Source organism: Ectothiorhodospira sp. PHS-1, from assembly GCF_000225005.1.
Taxonomy (GTDB): Bacteria; Pseudomonadota; Gammaproteobacteria; order Ectothiorhodospirales; family Ectothiorhodospiraceae; genus Ectothiorhodospira.
Genome location: NZ_AGBG01000010.1, coordinates 1 through 15,304, shown reverse-complemented (window position 1 = coordinate 15,304; position 15,304 = coordinate 1). Strand labels below are relative to the sequence as shown.

The 15,304-nt window shown below is 65.8% G+C and carries 18 protein-coding genes; 14 read left to right on the top strand and 4 right to left on the bottom strand.

Translation table 11 applies throughout. The annotated features are described in order from the left end of the window. Positions 1-98 precede the first annotated feature (98 nt). The 4 genes from ECTPHS_RS06020 to ECTPHS_RS06005 form a co-directional block, all read right to left on the bottom strand. Positions 99-737 (bottom strand): OmpA family protein, encoded by a 639-nt coding sequence (locus tag ECTPHS_RS06020; protein ID WP_008931808.1) that lies wholly within the window; start codon positions 735-737, stop codon positions 99-101. A gap of 145 nt (positions 738-882) precedes the next feature. Further along, entirely contained in the window at positions 883-2,523 is a 1,641-nt protein-coding gene (gene groL, locus ECTPHS_RS06015; protein ID WP_008931807.1) for a chaperonin GroEL, read from the bottom strand. 48 nt (positions 2,524-2,571) lie between these two features. Next, the gene (gene groES / locus ECTPHS_RS06010; protein WP_008931806.1) at positions 2,572-2,862 is read right to left on the bottom strand and encodes a co-chaperone GroES; all 291 of its coding nucleotides are present in this window, start codon (positions 2,860-2,862) and stop codon (positions 2,572-2,574) included. A 125-nt stretch (positions 2,863-2,987) separates the two neighbouring features. Further along, a complete protein-coding gene (locus ECTPHS_RS06005) occupies positions 2,988-3,503 on the bottom strand; it encodes an FxsA family protein (protein WP_040405303.1) in 516 nt (171 codons plus the stop codon). Between the two features lie 212 nt (positions 3,504-3,715). Here ECTPHS_RS06005 and ECTPHS_RS06000 point away from each other — a divergent pair, with 212 nt between their 5' ends. The 14 genes from ECTPHS_RS06000 to ECTPHS_RS05935 form a co-directional block, all read left to right on the top strand. Then, the gene (locus tag ECTPHS_RS06000) at positions 3,716-4,279 is read left to right on the top strand and encodes a thioredoxin family protein (protein ID WP_008931804.1); all 564 of its coding nucleotides are present in this window, start codon (positions 3,716-3,718) and stop codon (positions 4,277-4,279) included. Then, a complete protein-coding gene (locus ECTPHS_RS05995) occupies positions 4,276-5,601 on the top strand; it encodes a TolC family protein (protein ID WP_008931803.1) in 1,326 nt (441 codons plus the stop codon). The genes ECTPHS_RS06000 and ECTPHS_RS05995 overlap by 4 nt, the downstream gene beginning before the upstream one ends. Next, on the top strand, positions 5,601-6,386 hold the full coding sequence (locus tag ECTPHS_RS05990; protein WP_008931802.1) for an efflux RND transporter periplasmic adaptor subunit: 786 nt from the start codon (positions 5,601-5,603) through the stop codon (positions 6,384-6,386). The genes ECTPHS_RS05995 and ECTPHS_RS05990 overlap by 1 nt, the downstream gene beginning before the upstream one ends. A 49-nt stretch (positions 6,387-6,435) precedes the next feature. Then, on the top strand, positions 6,436-6,756 hold the full coding sequence (gene cutA / locus ECTPHS_RS05985) for a divalent-cation tolerance protein CutA (protein WP_008931801.1): 321 nt from the start codon (positions 6,436-6,438) through the stop codon (positions 6,754-6,756). Further along, on the top strand, positions 6,753-8,558 hold the full coding sequence (locus ECTPHS_RS05980; protein WP_008931800.1) for a protein-disulfide reductase DsbD: 1,806 nt from the start codon (positions 6,753-6,755) through the stop codon (positions 8,556-8,558). Before cutA ends, ECTPHS_RS05980 begins: the two co-directional genes overlap by 4 nt. Positions 8,559-8,560: 2 nt before the next feature. Continuing rightward, positions 8,561-9,130: a TlpA disulfide reductase family protein gene (locus tag ECTPHS_RS05975; protein ID WP_008931799.1), complete on the top strand. Its 570-nt coding sequence runs from the start codon at positions 8,561-8,563 to the stop codon at positions 9,128-9,130. A gap of 280 nt (positions 9,131-9,410) precedes the next feature. Next, positions 9,411-9,854, top strand: coding sequence for a type II 3-dehydroquinate dehydratase (gene aroQ, locus ECTPHS_RS05970; RefSeq protein ID WP_008931798.1), 444 nt, complete (start codon positions 9,411-9,413; stop codon positions 9,852-9,854). Between the two features lie 6 nt (positions 9,855-9,860). Next, positions 9,861-10,328, top strand: a complete 468-nt coding sequence (gene accB / locus ECTPHS_RS05965; protein ID WP_008931797.1) for an acetyl-CoA carboxylase biotin carboxyl carrier protein — start codon at positions 9,861-9,863, stop codon at positions 10,326-10,328. Between the two features lie 26 nt (positions 10,329-10,354). Beyond that, positions 10,355-11,701 (top strand): acetyl-CoA carboxylase biotin carboxylase subunit, encoded by a 1,347-nt coding sequence (accC, locus tag ECTPHS_RS05960; RefSeq protein ID WP_008931796.1) that lies wholly within the window; start codon positions 10,355-10,357, stop codon positions 11,699-11,701. Next, positions 11,701-12,588 (top strand): 50S ribosomal protein L11 methyltransferase, encoded by an 888-nt coding sequence (gene prmA, locus ECTPHS_RS05955; protein ID WP_008931795.1) that lies wholly within the window; start codon positions 11,701-11,703, stop codon positions 12,586-12,588. Before accC ends, prmA begins: the two co-directional genes overlap by 1 nt. Positions 12,589-12,592: 4 nt before the next feature. After that, positions 12,593-13,297: a zinc-ribbon and DUF3426 domain-containing protein gene (locus ECTPHS_RS05950; protein ID WP_008931794.1), complete on the top strand. Its 705-nt coding sequence runs from the start codon at positions 12,593-12,595 to the stop codon at positions 13,295-13,297. 92 nt (positions 13,298-13,389) lie between these two features. Further along, complete coding sequence (dusB, locus tag ECTPHS_RS05945; RefSeq protein WP_040405288.1) at positions 13,390-14,376, top strand: tRNA dihydrouridine synthase DusB; 987 nt, start codon at positions 13,390-13,392, stop codon at positions 14,374-14,376. Continuing rightward, on the top strand, positions 14,373-14,624 hold the full coding sequence (fis, locus tag ECTPHS_RS05940) for a DNA-binding transcriptional regulator Fis (RefSeq protein ID WP_008931792.1): 252 nt from the start codon (positions 14,373-14,375) through the stop codon (positions 14,622-14,624). The genes dusB and fis overlap by 4 nt, the downstream gene beginning before the upstream one ends. A gap of 196 nt (positions 14,625-14,820) precedes the next feature. After that, on the top strand, positions 14,821-15,304 hold a 484-nt coding region (locus tag ECTPHS_RS05935; RefSeq protein WP_008931791.1), incomplete at its 3' end, for a THxN family PEP-CTERM protein.

Below are 15,304 nucleotides of genomic sequence, written 5' to 3'. Positions count from 1 at the left end.
TGCCTGAGTGGGATACATGGAAACTCCCGCGGCGGTCGTTCTCCCCTCACCCCAACCCTCTCCCACAAGGGGAGAGGGGCTTTTGCAGGCGCTCTGACTTAGTTGACCCGCTCGGTCATCTCGATGCGGATCTCCACGCGCCGGTTGGCGGCGCGGCCTTCCGGGGTGGTGTTGTAGGCCACCGGACGATCATAGGCATAACCGGCGGTTTCCATCAGACGGGCCGGGATGCCGCGCTCGACCATGAAACGCTTCACGGACTCGGCACGATCCTTGGAAAGACGATCATTCAGTGCCCGGGAACCGGTGTTGTCGGTGTGACCACTGATCACCACCCGCTCCAGGCGGGAACCGGCCTGACGGATCCGGTCGGCCACCCGGTTCAGTTCGGTGGCGGCAGCCGGGTTGAGCTGGTGGCTGCCGACGGCAAACAGCACCTCGGAACCCAGGGTAATGGTTTCATAGACGGGCTCCGGCGCAGGGGCCGGTGCCGCCGGGGCGGGGGGCGGAGCACGCTCGACGCGAGGCTCCGGCGCGGGAGCCACGTAACCGGCACAGCCTTCGATGGCGCGATCCAGGCTCCAGCGGGGCGTACGGACACACTCACCGGAACCATCCCGCACCACACTACCACGAGGATCCGCGGCATAACCGACGTCCGCAAGGGCCACCGGCGTCCCGGCCATCAGCACGGACGAGGCCAGTACCAGGGTGCCGGCAAAAGTTGTCTTACGCATGTCGTATGTTCTCCTGAAATAGGGCTGAAAAATGTGGCAGCGCCACACGCGCAATACTAACCCCAAACACAAAGCCCCGCACGAGGCGGGGCTTTGCTGCCGTTGCTAAAACGGCACGTCATTGCGGTGAATCAGGCCGCAGGGCTTACATCATGCCCATGCCGCCCATGCCGCCCATGTCGCCGCCCGGCATGGCGGGCTCGTTCTTCTTGGGCAGCTCGGCCACCATGGCTTCGGTGGTGATGATCAGACCAGCCACGGAAGCGGCGTTCTGCAGCGCGGTACGGGTCACCTTGGTGGGGTCCAGGATGCCCATCTCGATCATGTCGCCGAACTCGCCGGTGGCGGCGTTGTAGCCCTGGCTACCCTTGAGCTCACGCACCCGGTTCATGACCACCGCCGGCTCTTCGCCGCAGTTGGCCACGATCTGGCGCAGGGGCTCTTCCATGGCGCGTCTGGCAATGGCGATACCCATGTCCTGATCGTGGTTGGCACCCTTGACCTCGCCCATGGCTTCCAGAGCACGGATCAGGGCCACGCCACCGCCGGGAACCACGCCTTCTTCCACCGCGGCACGGGTGGCGTGCAGGGCGTCTTCCACGCGGGCCTTCTTCTCTTTCATTTCCACTTCGGTGGCGGCTCCCACCTTGATCACGGCCACGCCGCCGGCCAGCTTGGCCACACGCTCCTGCAGCTTTTCCTTGTCGTAGTCGGAGGTGGCGTCTTCGATCTGGGCACGGATCTGCTCCACGCGGGCCTTGATCTCGTCGTGCTTGCCGGCGCCATCAATGATGGTGGTGTTTTCCTTGGTGACCACGATGCGCTTGGCCATGCCCAGGTCATCGATGCTGGCCTTCTCCAGGGACAGGCCCACTTCTTCGGAGATGACCTGGCCGCCGGTGAGGATGGCGATATCCTGCAGCATGGCCTTGCGACGGTCGCCAAAGCCCGGGGCCTTGACGGCGGCCACCTTGACGATGCCGCGGATGGAGTTGACCACCAGGGTGGCCAGGGCCTCGCCTTCGACGTCTTCGGCGATGATCAGCAGGGGCTTGCCGGACTTGGCCACGCCTTCCAGCACCGGCAGCAGATCGCGGATGTTGGAGATCTTCTTGTCGTACAGCAGCACGAAGCAGTCATCCAGCTCGGCGCTCATGTTCTGCTGGTTGTTGACGAAGTAGGGAGACAGGTAGCCACGGTCGAACTGCATGCCTTCCACCACTTCCAGGGCGTTTTCCAGGGAGGAGCCTTCTTCCACGGTGATCACGCCTTCCTTACCCACCTTCTCCATGGCGCTGGCGATGATCTCGCCCACGGACTCGTCGGAGTTGGCGGAGATGGTGCCCACCTGGGCAATGGCCTTGCTGTCGGTGCAGGGCTTGGACAGGTTGGCCAGTTCAGCCACAGCGGCGATCACGGCCTTGTCCACACCGCGCTTGAGGTCCATCGGGTTCATGCCGGCGGTGACGGCCTTCATGCCTTCGCGAACGATGGCCTGGGCCAGCACAGTGGCGGTGGTGGTGCCGTCACCGGCCACGTCGGAAGTCTGGGAGGAAACTTCCTTCACCATCTGGGCGCCCATGTTCTCGAACTTGTCTTCCAGTTCGATTTCCTTGGCCACGGACACGCCGTCCTTGGTCACGGTGGGGGCACCGAAGGACTTTTCCAGCACCACGTTGCGGCCCTTGGGACCCAGGGTGACCTTCACGGCATTGGCCAGGACGTTCACGCCCTTGACCATGCGGGCACGGGCGTCATCACCGAAGCGGACTTCTTTCGCGCTCATACTTGTCTCATCCTCTAAAATGTATTCTGTGTGGGGAGCAGGGCTGGATCAGCCTTCGATGACGGCCATCACGTCTTCCTCGCGCATCACGAGGAGTTCCTGACCGTCCACCTTGACCTCGGTGCCGGAGTACTTGCCGAACAGCACCTTGTCACCCACCTTCAGGTCCAGCGGGCGCACATCACCATTGTCCAGGCTCTTGCCCTTGCCCACGGCAACCACTTCGCCGCGGATCGGCTTCTCGGTGGCGCTGTCGGGGATCACGATCCCGCCGGGGCTGGTGCGCTCTTCTTCCATGCGCTTGATGATCACCCGATCATGCAACGGACGGATATTCATGGGCCTTGACTCCTTAGAAGCAGGTTTTGGATTGACTGTGTCTGATCCCAGGGGCTGTTAGCACTCCCCCTTGGTGAGTGCTAATAATAGGGGCGGACTTCCGGATGTCAAGGGGGAGAGGCTGACTACTCCCGGTCCCGGTTGCGCTCCGGAGACTCCACCTCCGGGCGAACCGGCTCTTCCCGCTCCCATTCCCCTTCGATGGTGCGTCCACGGCCACCCTGCCCCGGCGGCTGCCGGCCCTGGGCCTGATACTGGGCATGGACATGGGCATGGGCGGCGAAGACCCCGCGCCGGATCATCCATGCCGCCAGCAATCGGCGGGTGAACGGGAGCAGGCAGGCAAAGCCGATGGCATCGGTGAAGAAGCCGGGCGTCAGCAACAGGGCACCGCCGATGACCAGGAAGAAGCCCTCCACCAGTTCCCGGGCCGGCAACTGCCCCTGATCCATGCTGCGCTGGACCCGGGTCAGGGTGGCGATCCCCTGCTGCTTGAGCAGGTAGGCACCGATCACGGCGGTGAGAATGACCAGGCCGACGGTGGGCCAGACACCGATGATCCCCCCCACCTTGATGAGCACGAAGATCTCGATCAGGGGGATGGTGAAGAACAGCAACAACAGGATGGGAAAGACGGGCATGATGGCGATATCCATGAGTGGTGGATAAGCGTCGGATACACCGACAGGTAGAAGGGCCACTTTGGCGGCCCATCCCCATGAATTCAAGGCATACCGTTCCCGTTTTTCGGGATCTCAATCCGAAAACATCCACTTGCCAGCCACCCCCGGGATTGGGTAAAACACGGTTATTGACTTATTTCAATTGGAAATATGGAGCCTGGAGGCCAGTCATGCGCGTTAACGGATCACTGCCTGGGCGTTGGCTCGGCACGGGCCTGTGCCTGCTGATCCTGCTGTGGAGCCTGTCCGTCCACGGCATGGAACGGGACCCTTACGACCACTTCTTCCAGTCCACCTTCGGTGATTTCCAGGAAGAGCTGGACACCGCCCGGGAGGCAGGCAAGAAGGCGGTACTGATCTTCTTCGAGATGGACGAGTGCCCCTTCTGCCACCGCATGAAGGACACCGTCCTTAACCAGCCCGAGGTCCAGGATTTCTACCGCAAGCACTTCGTCGCCTTTGCCGTGGACGTGGAAGGCGCCATCGAGATCACGGACTTCCAGGGCAATCCCACCACCCAGAGCGAATGGGCGTTTCAGGAGAACCGGGTCCGGGCCACGCCGGTCTTCCAGTTCTTCGACCTCGACGGTCGGCCCATCGCCCGCCTGACCGGCCCCACCTCGGGGACCGAAGAGTTCATCTGGTTCGGCGAATATGTGGTCGAGGGCCATTATCGGGAGCAGCCCTTCAGCCGTTACCGGCGTGAACGTCAGGAGCAGGCGCGGGGGTCATGAGCCGACGCATCCTGCCCCTGCTGATCGCCCTGTGTCTCTCCGGCCCGGCCGGGGCCGACGCCCCCCTGCCCTCACCCCTGACCCTGGAGGCTGCACTGGCCCTGGCCGATCCGGCACACCCCCGCCTGGCCCTGGCCCGCGCCGGGCTGGACACCGCCCTGGCCGAACAGCGGCTGGCAAACAGCCGCACCGATCTGGAACTGGGCCTGCAACTCAACCCCCGCTGGGTGGAGCCCAATGACCTGGCGCCGATGCAGGACCATGACGACTCCCGGGCCATCCTGCACGCCCGCAAGACCCTCCATGACTTCGGCCGCACCCGACATCACCTGGCCGCCGCGGAATCCGCCGTGCAATCCGTGACGTGGGAACAGGATCATGTTCTGGCCGATCACCGCCTGCGGATCATGCAGGGCTTCTTCGAGGTGCTGCTGGCGGACCTGACCTACACCCGGGACAACGAGGCCATGGCGGTGGCCTTTGTCGAACTCAACCGCCTGCGGGAGCGCCACGGGCTGGGACAGGTCTCCGACATCACCCTGATGGCCCAGGAAAGCCATTACCAGACGGCACGCCTGCAGCGGCTGGCCAGCCAGCAACGGACGCGCATCACCCGCCAGCGCCTGGCGGCCCTGCTGGGACGGCCGGACCAGGTGCCCGGACGTCTGCGCACCCCGGCCCTGGCAGGCAATGACCAGGAATTGCCCGATGTGGACACCCTCTGGACATTGGCCCGGGAACACAACCCCCGGCGCCGGTCCCTGCAGTTGGCCGTGGAGTCGGCCACGGCCCGGGTGGGCGCACAGCGGGCGGAGCGCAGGCCCACTCTGAGCGCCGAGGCCCAGGCCGCCTGGTGGCAGCGGGAGTTCGGCGGCGACCGCAATCCCCTCGCCATGGGGCTGGTACTGGACATCCCCCTCTACGACGGGGGCCGGGTGGACGCCCGCACAGCCCGGGAACAGGCCGGCCTGCACGAGGCCCGCGCCCGCCTGCGGGATTTCGACCTGTCCCTGCGCCAGGCGGTGCTGGAGACCTGGCTGGAGATCCAGCGCCTCGGGATCCAGCGGGAACAGGCCCGAGTGCAGGCGGATTACCGCGACCTGTATCTGGATCGCAGCCGCAGTCTCTACGAAATGGAAGTGGCCACGGACCTGGGCGATGCCATGACCTGGCAATCGGAGGCCATGCTGTTCACCGCCGGCACGGAGTTCCAGCTTGCCCTGGCCTGGGCTCGACTGGCTCTCCTGACCGGGCAGGCCACGGCAGACCCACTGGCGCCGGGGCCGTTTTCACCCGCGGCCGTGCGGGAGGAGGATTCGTGATGCGCCCCAAGACTCGCCCCGGCCTGGTCGTCCTGCTCCTGCTCCTGCTGACGGCCACGGCACCGGCACCGGCACTCCAGGCCGAGGAGATCCCAGCCCGGCTGGCCTGGGCCGACCGCCTGGAACTGGGCACCCCCCTCTCCGGCACCATCACCCGGGTGCTGGTGAACCCGGGAGATCGGGTGCGCCGGGGCCAGCCTCTGATAGAGATGGACACCCGTGCCCTGCAGGCGGAGGAACAACAGGCCCGCGCCCAGGAACACCGTCTGCGACTGGCCCGGGACGAGGCCCGCCGGGAGCATGATCGAACCCGTGAGATGTACGACCGCACCCTCATCGCCGAACGGGAACTGGCCCTGGCCGAGATCGCCCGACGCATGGCCGAGGCGGAACATCAGGCGGCGCAGGCGGCCCTGACCCGGGTGCGGCTGGACCTGGAACATGCCCGGGTGACCGCCCCCATGGACGCCCGGGTGATCGCCCGCCATGTCGCTCCCGGCCAATTGGTACACAACGCCCTGCGGGTACAGCCGCTGCTGACCCTGGCGGCGGACGGGCCCATGCTGGCGGTGGCGGACGTGGAGGCCGCCGTGCTCGACAGGCTTTCGCCCGGCACCGAGGTGGAGGTGCGTGTGGGAGACCGACGCCTTGCCGGACGGGTGCGGGGGCTGGGGCTGGAACCGGTGGACGAGTCCCTGCCCCGTTTCCGGCTGGAGGTGGTATTTTCACCGCCGGAGGCGCTCGGGCTGCGGGCCGGGTTGACGGCGGTGGTGGTCTTGCCCTGATGATGTGCGGGGATATCCGAACATTTTTCCGATCTGAAAGGGGCCACCCATGAGCGACAAGCTGCTGATCCTCACCACCCTCAACGACCCCGTCCTCGCCCGCGAGATTGCCGGTGAACTGGTCAAGCGCCGCCTGGCGGCCTGTGTCAGCATCCTGCCCGCGGCCACCTCCGTCTATGTCTGGGAAGACGAAGTTCAGGAGGACGCGGAACACGTCCTGCTCATCAAGTCCCGGGCTGATTGCCTCGACACCCTGCAGAGGACCCTGCAGGCCCTGCATCCCTATGAACTTCCGGAGATCATCGCGGTTCCAATCACCCATGGCCTGGAAGGCTACCTGCGCTGGATAGACGACAACACCGACTCATGATGCGACGCTCACTGCGATTCCTGCTGCTTCTGGCACTACTGCTGCCCGCCCTCCCCGCCCTGGCCCAGTTCGGCATGGGAGACGAACTCCTGCCCCCGGACAAGGCCTTCGCCTTCGATGCCTACCTGGAGGATGAGGACACGGTGGTGGCCCGCTGGCGCATCGCCGAGGGCTACTATCTTTACGGTGCCCAGTTCCGGTTCGAGTCGCAGACCGAGGGCATCGAACTGGGCGAACCCCGCCGGCCCGCCGGCGTCATCAAGGAAGACGAATTCTTCGGCCAGGTGGAAACCTACCGATATGACATCCGCATCCACATTCCCCTCCTGCGCGGCGAGGAGGCCCCCGATACCCTGACCCTCAAGGCCCGCTCCCAGGGCTGTGCCGACATCGGGGTGTGCTACCCCCCCCATTTCCAGACCGTCAGCCTGGATCTCACCGATATCCGCGGCCCCCAGGCCCTGGAACCCCGGCCCGCGGCCGGCGGCCCGCCCGTGACGGAACAGGATCGCATCGCCGCCCAACTGGCGGATGGACGCATCTGGCTGGTGGCCCTGGTGTTCTTCGGTTTCGGGCTGCTGCTGACCTTCACCCCCTGCGTGCTGCCCATGATCCCCATCCTGTCCAACATCATCGTGGGACAGAAGGATCTCACCACCCGCAAGGCCTTCTTCATCTCCCTGGTCTTCGTCCTGGCCATGGCGCTGACCTATACCGTGGCCGGGATATTCGCCGGCCTGGCGGGGGCCAACCTGCAGGCGGCCTTCCAGAACCCCTGGATCATCGGCGGCTTCGTGGCCGTGTTCATCGCCCTGGCCATGGCCATGTTCGGCTTTTATGACCTGCAGATGCCCTCCGGCATCCAGACCCGGCTGTCCGCCCTGTCCGGCAAGCAGCAGGGCGGCACCCTCATCGGCGCCGCGGTGATGGGCTTTCTGTCGGCCCTGATCGTCGGTCCCTGCGTCACCGCCCCCCTGGTGGGCGCCCTGCTCTACATCAGCCAGACCGGCGATGCGATACTCGGCGGCCTGGCCCTGTTCTCCCTGAGCATGGGCATGGGCCTGCCCCTGCTCGTCATCGGCACCTCCGCCGGCAAGCTGCTGCCCCGGGCCGGGGCCTGGATGGACGCCGTCAAGGCCGTGTTCGGCGTGCTGCTGCTGGCCATGGGCATCTGGCTGCTGGAGCGGGTGGTGCCCGCCCAGATCACCCTGTTCCTGTGGGCCGCCCTGCTCATCGTCTCCGCCGTCTACATGGGCGCGGTGAAGTCCCTGCCGGAGAACGCCGGCGGCTGGCGGGTGCTGTGGAAGGGGCTGGGTCTGGTGATCCTGATCTACGGGATTCTGGTCATGATCGGTGCCGCCTCCGGCGGCCGGGATGTGCTGCGGCCCTTGAGCGGCATCACCACCGGCACCTCGGCAGCGGTCCAGGCCGAACTGCCGTTCCGCCCGGTGGACAGCCTGGCGGACCTGGAACGGGAGCTGGCCCAGGCCCGGGAGCTGGGTCAGCCGGTGATGCTGGACTTCTATGCCGACTGGTGCGTGGACTGCGTGCGCATGAAGCGCACCACCTTCCAGGACGGCGACGTGGCCCGGGCCCTGTCCGGGGTCCGCCTGCTCAAGGCCGACGTCACCGCCAACACCGGCGATCACCGGGAACTGATGCGGGCCTTCAACCTGTTCGGCCCACCGGCCCTGGTCTTCTATGACGGACAGGGACAGGAACTGGCCCATGAACGGGTGGTAGGCTACATGAACGCCCGTCAGTTCACCGACCATCTGCTCCGCGCCCTGGGGAGATCCTGAGCATGTCATCACCGCAATCCGGTCCTTCGCGCCGTTATCTGCTGCCGGTCCTGCTGGCGCTCGCCCTGATCTCCGGCACCGCCGCCGGTTTCGGTTTCAGCCTGTTCTCCTCCGGCAAGCAGGCCGACAGCGCGCTCACCGGGTCCGGGATGCTGGGCCAGCAACGTCCCGACTTTGTCCTGCCCGACATGCAGGGCCGGGAGCGCACCATCGCCGAATGGGACAATCAGGTGGTGCTGGTCAACTTCTGGGCCACCTGGTGCCCCCCCTGCCGCAAGGAGATGCCCACCTTCGTGGAGATGCAGGAAGAGCATGAGGCCGCCGGTTTCACCATCGTGGCGGTGGCCATTGACGAGCACCAGGCGGTCCGGGATTTCATGGACACCTACATGGTGAATTTTCCGGTGCTCATCGGCGAGGACACCGCCATGGAAGTGGCGCGCCGCTACGGTAACCGCTTCGGCAGCCTGCCCTACAGCGTGCTGCTGGACCGGGAGGGTCGAATCCGGTATATCCATGCGGGTGAGCTGACGCGGGCGACGCTGGAGCGGGAACTGCGGCCCCTGCTGTGACGGCGCAATCCCGAGCGCGGCGATTCGCCGGCAAGCCGGCTCCCACGACACACGAAGACCCACCGCAACCCGGACGAGCCCACGAAACCTCTCGGAAAATTATTAGAACATGCCGGAAACTTCGGCAAAAACCCCATAATCCGGCCCAGACCCTGGACACCACCCCAGCCATGAGGCACAATCCCCTGCACCTTGGGGGTATTCATCTTTCCTGCGACTGACCGCGGTTTTCACCCCGCAAGGCCCGGCATTTTCCAGTCCTCGCGATGTTGTGAAGCCCATGGCCAAGTTCCTGCTGCTCAACGGTCCCAACCTGAACCTGCTCGGCACCCGCGAGCCGGGCGTGTACGGCAGCAGGACCCTGGATGACATCGTCCAGGCCCTGACCGAACAGGCCCGACAGGCCGGCCATGACCTGGACGCCTTCCAGTCCAACGCGGAACACGCCCTGATCGACCGCATCCACGCCGCCCGTCACGAAGGCGTGGACGGCATCCTGATCAATCCGGGCGCCTACACCCATACCAGCATCGCCCTGCGCGACGCCCTGCTGGGCGTGGCCATACCGTTCATTGAAGTGCATCTTTCCAACACCTTTGCCCGCGAGTCCTTCCGCCACCACTCCTACCTGTCCGACGTGGCCGCCGGTGTGATCATCGGCCTGGGCCCCCACGGGTATGCGCTGGCGCTGCAGGCCGCCATGCAACTGACCAACCGAAGCTGAGACGCCATGGATATCAGAAAAATCAAGAAACTGATCGAACTGCTGGAAGAATCCGGCATCAACGAGATCGAGATCCAGGAAGGTGAAGAATCGGTCCGCATCACCCGGGCAGCCCCCAACAGCGGCACCGCCTTCATGATGCCGCCCCAGCAGTACATGGTCCCCGGTGCCGCGCCCGCCGCCGCACCGGCCGCGCCGGCACCGGCACCCGCCGCGGAAGACAAGCCCGCCCTGCCCTCCGGCCATCAGGTCACCGCTCCCATGGTGGGCACCTTCTATCGCGCCCCCACCCCCGGCGCCCGCGCCTTCGTGGAAGTGGGCCAGTCGGTGAATGCCGGTGATACCCTGTGCATCATCGAAGCCATGAAAATGCTCAACCAGATCGAGGCCGACAAGGCGGGCGTGATCAAGGCCATCCTGGTGGAAAACGGTCAGCCGGTGGAATACGGCCAGCCCATGTTCATCATCGACTGAACGACGACCAGGGGCCAGACAAGCACATGTTCAACAAGATACTGATTGCCAACCGGGGTGAGATTGCCCTGCGGATCCTGCGGGCCTGTCGCGAGATGGGCATCAAGACCGTGGCGGTGCATTCCGACGCGGACCGGGATCTCAAGCACGTGCGCCTGGCGGATGAGTCGGTGTGTATCGGCCCGGCCCGCTCCATCGACAGCTATCTCAGCATCCCCGCCATCATCAGCGCCGCCGAGGTCACCGACGCCGAGGCCATCCACCCCGGCTACGGTTTTCTGTCGGAGAACGCCGATTTTGCCGAACGGGTGGAATCCAGCGGCTTCGTCTTCATCGGCCCCCGGGCCGACACCATCCGCCTGATGGGTGACAAGGTCTCCGCCAAAGACGCCATGATCGCCGCCGGCGTTCCCTGCGTCCCCGGTTCCGGCGGCGCCCTGGGGGATGATCCGGAAGAGAACCTGGCCCTGGCGCGCAAGATCGGCTACCCGGTCATCATCAAGGCCTCCGGCGGCGGCGGCGGCCGCGGCATGCGGGTGGTGCACTCCGACGGCGCCCTCATCAACGCCATCTCCCTGACCCGCAACGAGGCGGCCTCCGCCTTCAACAACCCGACCGTCTACATGGAGAAATATCTGGAGCGCCCCCGGCACGTGGAGATCCAGGTGATCGCCGACGAGCACGGCCACGCGGTCAGCCTGGGAGAGCGGGACTGCTCCATGCAGCGCCGTCACCAGAAGGTGATCGAGGAGGCCCCGGCCCCCGGCATCACCGAAGAACAGCGCCGCGCCATCGGCGAGCGCTGCGCCGACGCTTGCCGTCGGATCGGTTACCGGGGCGCGGGCACCTTCGAGTTCCTTTACGAGGACGGGGAGTTCTACTTCATCGAGATGAACACCCGCGTGCAGGTGGAGCACCCGGTGACCGAGATGGTGACCGGCATCGACATCGTGCGGGAACAGATCAGGGTGGCCGCCGGCGAACCGCTCAGCTTCACCCAGGAGCAGGTCAAGATACAGGGCCACGCCATCGAATGCCGCATCAACGCGGAAGATCCGGCCACCTTCATGCCCTCCCCGGGGACCATCGGCCAGTACCACGCCCCCGGCGGCCCGGGCATCCGCGTGGATACCCACATCTATAATGGCTACAAGGTACCGCCCTACTACGACTCCATGATCGGCAAGCTCATCAGCTACGGGGCCACCCGGGAGATCGCCCTGGCCCGCATGCGCGGGGCACTGTCGGAGATCGTGATCGAGGGCATCAAGACCAACATCCCCCTGCACCGGGATCTGATCAACGACGTGGCCTTCCAGAACGGCGGCACGGACATCCACTACCTGGAAAAGAAACTCAAGGCACAGAGCTGATGATCCAGATCACCCTTCCGGCCACGGCCGAGCAGACCGACACCGTGGAAGACGCCCTGCTGGATCTGGGGGCCATCTCGGTCATGCTGCGGGATGCCGGGGACTTCCCCCTGCTGGAACCCCTGCCGGGGGAAACCCCCCTGTGGCCGGATACCCTGGTGACCGGACTGTTTGCCGCCGACGCCGACATCCCCGGCCTCACCGCCGCCCTGGCCCGGACGCTGGGCCTGGAACCGGCCCGCATCCACCACGAGATCCTGCCGGACCAGGACTGGGTGCGGGCCTGCATGGATGACTTCAAGCCCATCCGCTTCGGGGAGCGCCTGTGGATCGTGCCCACCTGGCACGAGGCACCGGACCCCCGGGCGGTCAACATCCGCCTGGACCCCGGCCTGGCCTTCGGCACCGGCACGCACCCCACCACCGCCATGTGCCTGGGCTGGCTGGACCGCCACGCCCCCGTGGACCAGGAGGTCCTGGATTACGGCTGCGGCTCCGGCATCCTGGCCATCGGCGCCCTGGCCCTGGGCGCCCGCCATGCCTGGGGCGTGGACATCGACCCCCAGGCCATGACCGCCACTCGGGAGAATGCCGAGCGCAACGGCATCGCGCCGGAGCGACTGCACGCGGTATTGCCCGACGCCCTGCCGGACGAGATCCGCTTCGACCTGACCATGGCCAATATCCTGGCCGGCCCCCTCATCGCCCTGGCCCCGGCCCTGGGCCGACGCACCCGGGCCGGGGGGCGCATCATCCTCGCCGGATTGCTGGACCGTCAGGCAGAGGAAGTCGCCTCCGCCCATGCGCCCTGGTTCGAGATGAGCGTGGCCGACCGGCAGGACGGCTGGACCCTGCTGCAAGGCGTCCGGCACAGCGACACGAGCTGATTTCATGCTCGCCTGCTGCCCCCATTGCCGGCACCGATTCCCCGTCACCGACGCGGAGCGGGAAGCCTGGGGCGGCCGGGTGAGATGCGACAGCTGCCGCCGGGTATTCGACATCCGGACGACCGGGGACGGACCGCCGGAAACCCCTCCCGAGCCGGCCCCGGAACCGGAAGCCCCCCTGATGATCCCGGCCGTCCTCAAGGACGACCTGGCCAGGGTCCATGCCCCCCCTCGATCCGTGTTCGGCACCCTGGCCTGGAGCCTGGCCTGCCTGGTCCTGATCCTCGGACTGATGGCGCAACTGGCCTACCATCAGCGGGAATGGCTGCTGACACACCCGGAACTGGAGCCCTGGGTACGCCAGGCCTGCGACCGGCTGGGCTGTCCGCTGTCGCCGCGCACCGACCCGGCCTCCCTGCATCTGGTCGGTCGACAGGTCCACAGCCACCCCGGTCACCCCGATGCCCTGATGATCACCGGTCGCCTGGAAAACCGGGCCGACTTTCCCCAACCCTGGCCGATTCTGGAACTGGTCTTCATGGACATCATGGGCAACCCGGTGGCCGCGCGGCGATTTGCTCCCGAGACCTATCTGGTCCAACCCCCGGAGGGACTCATGCCGCCGACACAGCCGGCGGAACTCCGCCTGGACGTGGAGGACCCGGGTCCGGCGGCGGTGTCGTACCGGTTCCGTTTTCTTGCCCCCTGACCCGCCGCCCGGGAGCAGGGGTTTATAGCCCGCCCCCCACTGGGTATCATGGGCGATTCGGCGCAAGCCCCGCATCACACCCCTCAAGACCCATGCACATCGGACCCCACACCGTCGACCCGCCACTGATCCTCGCGCCCATGGCGGGCATCACCGACCGCCCCTTCCGTCAACTGTGCCGACAGCAAGGCGCCGGCCTGGCGGTGTCGGAAATGGTCCACTCGGACATGAGCCTGTGGGGGACCACCAAGTCCCGCCTGCGCCTGGACCAGGACGGCGAGATCGGCCCCCGCAGCGTCCAGATCGCCGGCTATGATCCGGAGATGATGGCCGAGGCCGCCCGGGCCGCCGTCGACCTGGGTGCCCAGATCATCGACATCAACATGGGCTGCCCCGCCCGCAAGGTGGTCAACCGCAGTGCCGGCGCCGCCCTGCTGGCCGACCCGCCCCGGGTGGCCCGGATCCTGGCGGCCGTTGTCGCCGCCGTGCCGGTGCCCGTCACCCTCAAGATCCGCCTGGGCGTCGACCGGGATCACATCAATGCCCCCGACATCGCCCGCCTGGCCCGGGATCACGGCATCCGGGCCCTCACCGTCCACGGCCGCACCCGCGCCTGCGGCTTCAAGGGGACCGTGGACTACCAGGCCATCGCCCGGGTCAGGCAGGCGGTGGACATCCCCATCATCGCCAACGGCGACATCCGCACCCCCGAGCAGGCCCGGCGGGTACTGGAGATCACCGGCGCCGACGCCCTCATGATCGGCCGCGGCGCCCAGGGCCGTCCCTGGCTGTTCCGGCAGATCCAGCACTACCTGACCCACGGCGAGCACCTGCCCGATCCCACCCCGGCCCAGGTCCATGCCCTGCTGCAGGCCCACCTGAGCCATATGTACGATTTCTACGGAGAGAACCTGGGAGTACGCACCGCCCGCAAGCACATCGGCTGGTACCTGGACGGCCGTCCCGGCGTCGCCGACTGGCGACCCCGCATCCTGCGCGCCCCGGATCGCGCCACCCAGCAACAGCTGATCACCCGCTACTTCCAGTCGCTCCCCCAAGGCGAGGAAATTGCCGCATGACTCACGAGATCAAGGGAGAGAGTGAAACCCTGGCCAAGGCCGTGCACCAGGCCCTGGACGACTACTTCGCCCACCTGGACGGCCACGAGCCGGACAACGTCTATCGACTGGTGATGGAAGAGGTGGAGCGCCCCCTGCTGGCCTCCGTGCTCAGGCACTGTGACGGCAACCAGAGCCGGGCGGCGCAGTACCTGGGGTTGAACCGGGGGACGTTGAGGAAGAAGTTGCGGCAGTATGGGTTGGTGTGATGATGTCGGAAGAATTAACAGATCATTCCCGAAAATACGGCCCACTTCAAAAAACACACCAAAAAAACAGACAAGTTAATGATTTTTATTAAAAAATAAAGAAAAAACAAAAAGCGGCCCACTTTCTGCATATCTCCCCATGACGCTCACGGAAAACCCGACGTTGAGCACACCTACAGTCACGAGGGCCCTCCCAATGAAACTATCAAAAGAAAAAGTCATCATCGCAGGCTTGGCTTTTGGTCTTGCTGGAGCGGCCCAAGCCGCGCCCATCACTACCTGGCAGGTGGATGTCAATACTGTCTTTGTCCAAGACAGCGTGAACCCGGCCGGCGTCAATTTTGTCAGCGACACAGAACTAAGTTGGGGCACTGCGGCCACCACGGCTGGTAATAGCGGGCTGATCATCTCGGACTCACCGGCCAATACCCTCGTCGATACCAACGGCGCACTGGTCCCTAACGTCTCCATCACCCACCGCAACAATCCTATTCTTGCAGGATCAGCCTCACTGCTTTCAGTGGACATCGCTTCCACGCTGACGCTGACACCCTTTGATCCCAGCGGGATCGGCCTACCCGCTGCAACCATCACATTCGGCGTCAACTTCTTCGAGACACCCAACAGCCCCGCGGGAGGCATCTGCGCCGATGGCACACCAAATAATGCAGGGCTCAACA

Excerpts from the sequence above, each read along its gene's own strand:
- ECTPHS_RS06000 (WP_008931804.1), top strand. The coding sequence starts at position 3,716 with ATGCGCGTTAACGGATCACTGCCTGGGCGTTGGCTCGGCACGGGCCTG.
- aroQ (WP_008931798.1), top strand. The coding sequence starts at position 9,411 with ATGGCCAAGTTCCTGCTGCTCAACGGTCCCAACCTGAACCTGCTCGGC.
- ECTPHS_RS05990 (WP_008931802.1), top strand. The coding sequence starts at position 5,601 with ATGCGCCCCAAGACTCGCCCCGGCCTGGTCGTCCTGCTCCTGCTCCTG.
- ECTPHS_RS05950 (WP_008931794.1), top strand. The coding sequence starts at position 12,593 with ATGCTCGCCTGCTGCCCCCATTGCCGGCACCGATTCCCCGTCACCGAC.
- ECTPHS_RS05975 (WP_008931799.1), top strand. The coding sequence starts at position 8,561 with ATGTCATCACCGCAATCCGGTCCTTCGCGCCGTTATCTGCTGCCGGTC.
- ECTPHS_RS05995 (WP_008931803.1), top strand. The coding sequence starts at position 4,276 with ATGAGCCGACGCATCCTGCCCCTGCTGATCGCCCTGTGTCTCTCCGGC.
- prmA (WP_008931795.1), top strand. The coding sequence starts at position 11,701 with ATGATCCAGATCACCCTTCCGGCCACGGCCGAGCAGACCGACACCGTG.
- ECTPHS_RS06020 (WP_008931808.1), bottom strand. The coding sequence starts at position 737 with ATGCGTAAGACAACTTTTGCCGGCACCCTGGTACTGGCCTCGTCCGTG.
- dusB (WP_040405288.1), top strand. The coding sequence starts at position 13,390 with ATGCACATCGGACCCCACACCGTCGACCCGCCACTGATCCTCGCGCCC.
- fis (WP_008931792.1), top strand. The coding sequence starts at position 14,373 with ATGACTCACGAGATCAAGGGAGAGAGTGAAACCCTGGCCAAGGCCGTG.
- ECTPHS_RS06005 (WP_040405303.1), bottom strand. The coding sequence starts at position 3,503 with ATGCCCGTCTTTCCCATCCTGTTGTTGCTGTTCTTCACCATCCCCCTG.
- ECTPHS_RS05980 (WP_008931800.1), top strand. The coding sequence starts at position 6,753 with ATGATGCGACGCTCACTGCGATTCCTGCTGCTTCTGGCACTACTGCTG.
- accC (WP_008931796.1), top strand. The coding sequence starts at position 10,355 with ATGTTCAACAAGATACTGATTGCCAACCGGGGTGAGATTGCCCTGCGG.
- groES (WP_008931806.1), bottom strand. The coding sequence starts at position 2,862 with ATGAATATCCGTCCGTTGCATGATCGGGTGATCATCAAGCGCATGGAA.
- cutA (WP_008931801.1), top strand. The coding sequence starts at position 6,436 with ATGAGCGACAAGCTGCTGATCCTCACCACCCTCAACGACCCCGTCCTC.
- accB (WP_008931797.1), top strand. The coding sequence starts at position 9,861 with ATGGATATCAGAAAAATCAAGAAACTGATCGAACTGCTGGAAGAATCC.
- groL (WP_008931807.1), bottom strand. The coding sequence starts at position 2,523 with ATGAGCGCGAAAGAAGTCCGCTTCGGTGATGACGCCCGTGCCCGCATG.